This is a genomic window from Clostridium tanneri (assembly GCF_033659955.1).
GTDB lineage: Bacteria > Bacillota > Clostridia > Clostridiales > Clostridiaceae > Clostridium_AM > Clostridium_AM tanneri.
The window spans coordinates 21,815-27,814 of record NZ_JARUJP010000035.1 but is presented as its reverse complement, the minus strand read 5'-3'; the positions used below and the strand labels follow the sequence as shown (position 1 = coordinate 27,814).

The 6,000-nt window shown below is 33.1% G+C and carries 6 protein-coding genes and 1 tRNA gene; 1 reads left to right on the top strand and 6 read right to left on the bottom strand.

The window, feature by feature from the left end:
- Positions 1 to 351: 351 nt before the first annotated feature.
- From P8V03_RS17865 to P8V03_RS17855, 3 genes are all read right to left on the bottom strand, one after another.
- Positions 352 to 427: transfer RNA gene (locus P8V03_RS17865), tRNA-Met, on the bottom strand.
- Positions 428 to 640: 213 nt separating this feature from the next.
- Entirely contained in the window at positions 641 to 1,291 is a 651-nt protein-coding gene (locus P8V03_RS17860) for an ABC transporter ATP-binding protein (RefSeq protein WP_318799205.1), read from the bottom strand.
- Complete coding sequence (locus P8V03_RS17855) at positions 1,288 to 2,499, bottom strand: ABC transporter permease (protein WP_318799204.1); 1,212 nt, start codon at positions 2,497 to 2,499, stop codon at positions 1,288 to 1,290. Before P8V03_RS17855 ends, P8V03_RS17860 begins: the two co-directional genes overlap by 4 nt.
- 176 nt (positions 2,500 to 2,675) lie before the next feature.
- Here P8V03_RS17855 and P8V03_RS17850 point away from each other — a divergent pair, with 176 nt between their 5' ends.
- Positions 2,676 to 3,080, top strand: coding sequence for a DUF4418 family protein (locus P8V03_RS17850; protein WP_318799203.1), 405 nt, complete (start codon positions 2,676 to 2,678; stop codon positions 3,078 to 3,080).
- Positions 3,081 to 3,134: 54 nt separating this feature from the next.
- Here P8V03_RS17850 and P8V03_RS17845 read toward each other — a convergent pair whose 3' ends face one another.
- The 3 genes from P8V03_RS17845 to P8V03_RS17835 form a co-directional block, all read right to left on the bottom strand.
- Entirely contained in the window at positions 3,135 to 3,803 is a 669-nt protein-coding gene (locus P8V03_RS17845) for a TVP38/TMEM64 family protein (protein WP_318799202.1), read from the bottom strand.
- A 60-nt stretch (positions 3,804 to 3,863) separates the two neighbouring features.
- Positions 3,864 to 4,520, bottom strand: a complete 657-nt coding sequence (locus tag P8V03_RS19170) for a TVP38/TMEM64 family protein (RefSeq protein ID WP_346432516.1) — start codon at positions 4,518 to 4,520, stop codon at positions 3,864 to 3,866.
- 595 nt (positions 4,521 to 5,115) lie between these two features.
- Positions 5,116 to 5,820 (bottom strand): YdjY domain-containing protein, encoded by a 705-nt coding sequence (locus P8V03_RS17835; protein ID WP_318799200.1) that lies wholly within the window; start codon positions 5,818 to 5,820, stop codon positions 5,116 to 5,118.
- Positions 5,821 to 6,000: the final 180 nt, after the last annotated feature.

The window sequence follows — 6,000 nt, the reverse complement described above, 5'->3', positions numbered from 1 at the left end:
TTCGTCCTGAGCCAGGATCAAACTCTCAATTTAAAAGTTTGTGACTCATTATTTAAGCAGATATCCAAAATCTATGATTTTGTGATAGTCGCTTACTTCTCAATTCATTGAGAATACTCATTAAAAAATTGCTGGTTTATTTTAAAAACAAGTTTTACTTATCTTTACCTCTGTTTAATTTTCAAGGATCATTTTGTCTTATCTCGACTGTTTGTATATCATATCATGTTTTCTTAAACTTATCAACTAGTAATTTATTCTAATTTAATATTGTAAATTACACATCATTATGTGGTGTTGCTGACTAGCTTGTAAATAATATCACACACAAAGTTTATTGTCAATTTTTTTTGGTTGCGGGGGTAGGACTTGAACCTACGACCTTTGGGTTATGAGCCCAACGAGCTGCCAACTGCTCCACCCCGCGATATTATATTGCCCAATCGCTTATCCTTATTTATCTCTCATCAAGCGACAAGGAATATCTTATCACCTTTAATATTAAATAACCTCAGGTGATTTGCACCTTAGTACAGCTCACCTGTTTCATTCTATGGTTTACTATCTATTTTACCTAATCCCTAGTATTGACACGCTAGACTTAGTTGACTTTAATAATTTTCTAGCTTCCTTTGTTTTTTTAACTTATCATACCAGACTTCATATGCAATACTCTATCTGCATACTTTCTGCATTGTTCATCATGACTTACCATAACAATCGCTATGCCTGTATTACTTAATTCCTTTAGATTATTTAAAACTCTCTCTGACCATTTCTCATCTAAATCGTTAGTAGGTTCATCAAGAAATATAATTTCGGGACTTTTAATTATAGCCATTAATATCATGGCTCTTCTCCTTTGACCTCCACTTAATGTATTGGGCAGCTTGTCCTTTAATCTCTCAAGTCCAAATTCATGCAAAAGAGTTTCTACATCTAAATCACTAGAGTTTATTTGCTTCATTAGAGAAAGATTTTCATATATAGTCAAAGCTTCCACCAGCTGTGTTTCTTGAAATACAAATCCCATATTCCTTCTTCTATATTCGTTTAAAATTCTTTCATTAGCTAGGTCTATAAGTTCTCCGTTATAATATACTTCTCCTTCATCTGGACTTATCATCAATCCCATTATATACAAAAGAGTTGATTTTCCAGCGCCTGACTCTCCATTAATTAAAATGAATTCACCTGCATTTATATTTATAGACACATACTTTACCGCAAAGATATCCTCCATATCTTTGTATTCTTTTACTACATTTTTTATTTCCATTAATGAACTCATCTCACACCTCCAGAACTAAATGCATCCTTTGGTTCATTTTTATTAATTTTAACAATAGGTATAATAGAAACTACAATCCCTATTATAATCGATATTCCTATTCCCACAAAGCCAGGTATTATCCTATCTAGGATTGTAAATGAACCTTGGGGCATTAATACTATTTCGTTTATCATATTGTGCATTGTACCAGTTAATAAAACACCTAATATACTTCCTATTGTTCCACCAAACACTATAATTAACATAACCTCTATCATATACATTTTTGTGAGTTCTGATTTAGTAACCCCCATGGCTCTTAGATAGCCTATTTCTTTTTCTCTTTGCTGAGACATAGCGTTAAATATTCCGAATAGAGATATTATTGTAATTAAAAGTGTAGCACCACCAAATATAGCAAGTATTTTAGATACTTTTCCAATATTTTTTTTAAGCTCTTTCTTGTCAGTATCTAATGATATCACCTGTGCATCTATCTTTGACTTTTTAATCTCCGTTACGACATCGTCAACATTTTTGCCATCCTTTACCTTAATCATTACAGCAGAGATAAGTTCTTCAGGCTTTTGCTTAAGAAAATAATCTCCTGCATCCTCATCAAAAAACGTATTGGATAATCTAATAGTCTCATTCATGTTCATTATAATCGTATTGTCTAGCGTAGTTCCAGTAGGCATTAAAGTTCCTGCAAGCTTAAATTCCTGTGCCATAATTTCTATAGTTTTCTCTGCATCCGGCATTACGTTACTTCCTAAGATAACTTCATTGTCTTTGAGCTCCTTTATATTGTTTTTATCCAACCATGGCTTTACAAGAAAGTCTGAATCATAGTCTATTCCCAGTACTCTATAGGATTCTCCAAATGTGCAACATCCGTACTCAGTTAGAGTTCTTAGAAAAAACTGAGTAGTATATTGTTCAATATTGTCCTTTGGTATCTCATCCAGAACTTTTTTATTCATAAAGCCCATCACCGGTGAACCTGTATACATTAACTCCTTTGCATCTACTTTTGCATCATTAGGCAAAATTACAATGTCAGCCCCCATTCTATCAGAGCTTATTTCAACAGCCTTGTTTGAAGAAAAATATAGAGAAAATATTATTACAAAAACGCAAATCGTTATTGCAGAAAGTAGGCTCGTTAGTATAGCCTTGTTTCTCCTCCTCAAAACGTTATAAAAACCTAGCTTATTTATATTCATATCGCACCTCCTAAAACTCAATATATCATTCAATCTATTGTTCTTTATAATCAAGCTCAATTCATATTCTATAAGTAATTTCTATTTATCTTAAAAAGCATATTCATATTATTAATAAGAACTACAGTATCTATTATGTTATAATCTATTTGAATCTAGGGATAAGGAGAAATAAAATGAAAAAGTACACCAACATTTTTAACGCTTTTTTAGGAGTATTATTATTAATTTCTGTTAAATTTATAAACCCTGTATGTACCGGCAGTGTTGTGCTTCAAAGTGGCAAAAAAATGCCTATGAGGTGCCACTACACAAGTATAGCTGCTATGGTAATTGCAGTTGCAGTTATAGTACTAGCGTTAGAGTTATATTACAGAAAGACCTATCTTCCAATCACTTTCATTACAATTGGCATATTGCTTTTCCTAGTACCAATGGACACACCACTTAGTATTGGTGTTTGTATGAAACCAATGGATTGTCACTTGACAGCAGCGTGGATAAAAGGAATAAGCTTACTGCTTATACTCAGTGGATGTACAACCTTCTTTTTAAAAGATAAAAATACTAAAATTTTATAAACCAAAAATAGCACACGCCGAAAAAAGTGTGCTATTTTTTTGTAGGTGTATTTATTAATTCTCCATTACATTTTCTTTCTTTTTAGCCACCGTCTTCCCTAACAATACTGATCCTAAAGTAAGTAGTATTACTAGTACTATAGAAATTATAAACTGCGGCGAGTGCATATCTAATATCTTATCCCCTACATTTAAAAATATTACTGTCCCTGGTAAAATCCCTATAATTGTAGCAGTAGTGTATTTGCTAAAAGGGATATTAGTGAGTCCAGATGCATAGTTAATTACATTGTAGGGCATTGCTGGTATTAGCCTGCATATAAATACAATTAAAAAGCTTTCTTTTCCTTCTGCTCTCATAAATCTATCCCACCACTTTTTTGGCATCTTCTCTTCAAGATACTTATTTACCATATCCCTTGCCAATACTTTAGCCAGCCAAAACATCAAAGAACTATTAAGTACTGCACCAATCAAAGTGTATAGTGTCCCTATCCAAAGCCCAAATGAAAGTCCCCCTGCCAATGCCAATACAGGAACTGGAAAGAAAAACACTGGCAGTAGAGCCCATACAAGAATATATGCAATCGGTGCTAGTGTTCCAAATCCAGTTATCCAATCACGAATCGATTGTGCAGTTACATCCGATAAGAAAGCCTTGTAGATTAGAAAAAAGGCTATTATCAATACAATAATAAGAACCTGTTTTAATCTTTTTGACATATATTCTACATCCTTTCTTAAAATACAAGCCTGATGCATATTACATCAGGCTCTATTGTATTATTCAATTATTTCTTCTTCTTTTATAACTTTTTGCTTATCGTTATATACTTTCTTTGCGATACCTATTACTATTGATAAAGCAAATAGTGTTAATAACCCAACAAACAGTTTCTGAGCTCCACCAGTAAGTGTTCCTCCAACATATGAATACACAATTGTCGCTGGTAATTGACCTAAACCTGTTGCTATGAAGAATGCCCAAAATCTCATATTAGTAAGACCTGCTGCATAACTTACAAAGTCAAAGGAAACGAATGGTAAAAGTCTACAGATTAATATCGCAAACTTTCCGTATCTTTCGAAGAAAACATCTATACTTTCCATTGCACCTTTGCTAGTAAGCTTTTCAACGGCGTCTCTACCAAGTACTCTTGCTATAAAGAAGCATAGTGCAGCCCCTACCATAGCAGATGACCAGGACAGTATTGCCCCCTGCCACCATCCAAATATAGCTGCATTTGAAAGTGTAATTAGAAAAGCTGGAATTGGTGCAGCAATTGATTGAAGAACCATAAGAGTAAATGACACCACTATAGCCAATTTACCATATGATCTCAAGTAATCAATTACTACTGCTGTATCTAGCTTAGATATTGTAGCAAAGGCTTTATTTAAGCCATTATGAAGAGAAGGGATGGTAAAGTAGCAAAGCATAAAGATTGCTATGGAAGCAATTGCAATTATTCTTCCGATTCTTCTATTTTTCTTAACTTTTGCAATTTGTTCCTCATCTAGTTCTTCTCTTAAGTCTTTTAGTTTTAGTTCTTTTTCTTTTAAAGCTTTTCTTTCTTCCTTAGTATATTCCTTCTGATACTTCTTAACAGTAAGGATAATATATAAGTCTACTAGATTTACTATTATTGCAAATACAATGAAAACAGGTCTTATCTGTGATATAGGATTTGTAAGTAATAGTGTTTCTTTTGTAATATAAAGAAATTGTTGTAGTCTTCCTGTAAATAAAGCTATCACTATAGCTAAGGATTCAATGATATAAAATGAGTACTTCCAGTCTAGTCTTTTCTTAGAAATACCAATCATAAGTCCAAAGGCTGTAAAAATATACATTACTAACCCTAGTCCTATCATCATTTCATATGCTACGCTAAAAAACAGTAACATACTTATAAGAAAGCCTAGTGCTATACCTGTAGTAGTATAGTAAAACAGCAATCTTAGTTTTCTCATCAATTACCCTCCTAAATTATTCTGTATGGCAAACCATACGAATTTAAAACATAAAGCTAAACTATTTGGCAATTGAGTATACTGTAGCTACATAAGTTCCGTCTTCTGGAAGTATATCTTTGTTTCCAGTAAATTTAACTTCTTTAGTTTTTTCTACTGCACCATAAGAGTAAGCAGTGTTAGATATTATACCAACTGGGCAGCTGTCAAGACAAGATAAACATCCAGTATTCTTAGCTTTAGCTCTGTCTAAATTTCCTCCAAATTTGAAGGCAATTTTACTTCCATTGCTATCTTTAATAACTTCGTTTACATCATAGTTCTTACCAGCACCATTCCAAGTAACCTTTAGATCAAGTGCTGTACCTTCAACTTTAGTAGTTGTGGCATTATCAGGAGTCATATTATTTCCTGGCTTAGCTCCTATCTCTACAAGTGCATTATAGAATGCTGCTGGATCTGCATATGCAGTAAATACAGACTTAGCTCCATTTGTTCCGTCCTTAAATACTGAAGCGTGACGAGTTGCCTCTGTAAAGTACTTACCATTTACTTGACTAAGCACAGTTACAGTACCAGCTTCTTTATCAACTTTTATAGGATTTTTTAGTGATACGCCACCTACCTCATCAGGCGCTTTAGCTTTCTCTTCTTGTTTTTGGGAAGTAGTTGAGTCTCCTCCACTATTTTTAGAGCTGCATCCAGCAAATCCCATAACACTCACACATAATACTGCTGCAATAATTGCTTTTTTCTTAAAATTCATTACCCATTCCTCCCTGATAAAATATAATATTAAATATTAAAAACATACTCAGTAAATTCTTGATAACTTATCCCCTCATAAGTTAATCCCACTTAATTTTAAGAGACAATCAGTTCCTTTACAAATACAAAAAAGTTATAGATACTTGTCCAACTATAACTAAAATTTATCATCTCCATA

Coding starts and splice junctions, on each gene's coding strand:
- P8V03_RS17860 (WP_318799205.1), bottom strand. CDS start 1,291: ATGAGTTCATTAATGGAAATAAAAAATGTAGTAAAAGAATACAAAGAT.
- P8V03_RS17855 (WP_318799204.1), bottom strand. CDS start 2,499: ATGAATATAAATAAGCTAGGTTTTTATAACGTTTTGAGGAGGAGAAAC.
- P8V03_RS17850 (WP_318799203.1), top strand. CDS start 2,676: ATGAAAAAGTACACCAACATTTTTAACGCTTTTTTAGGAGTATTATTA.
- P8V03_RS17845 (WP_318799202.1), bottom strand. CDS start 3,803: ATGTCAAAAAGATTAAAACAGGTTCTTATTATTGTATTGATAATAGCC.
- P8V03_RS19170 (WP_346432516.1), bottom strand. CDS start 4,520: ATGCTTTGCTACTTTACCATCCCTTCTCTTCATAATGGCTTAAATAAA.
- P8V03_RS17835 (WP_318799200.1), bottom strand. CDS start 5,820: ATGAATTTTAAGAAAAAAGCAATTATTGCAGCAGTATTATGTGTGAGT.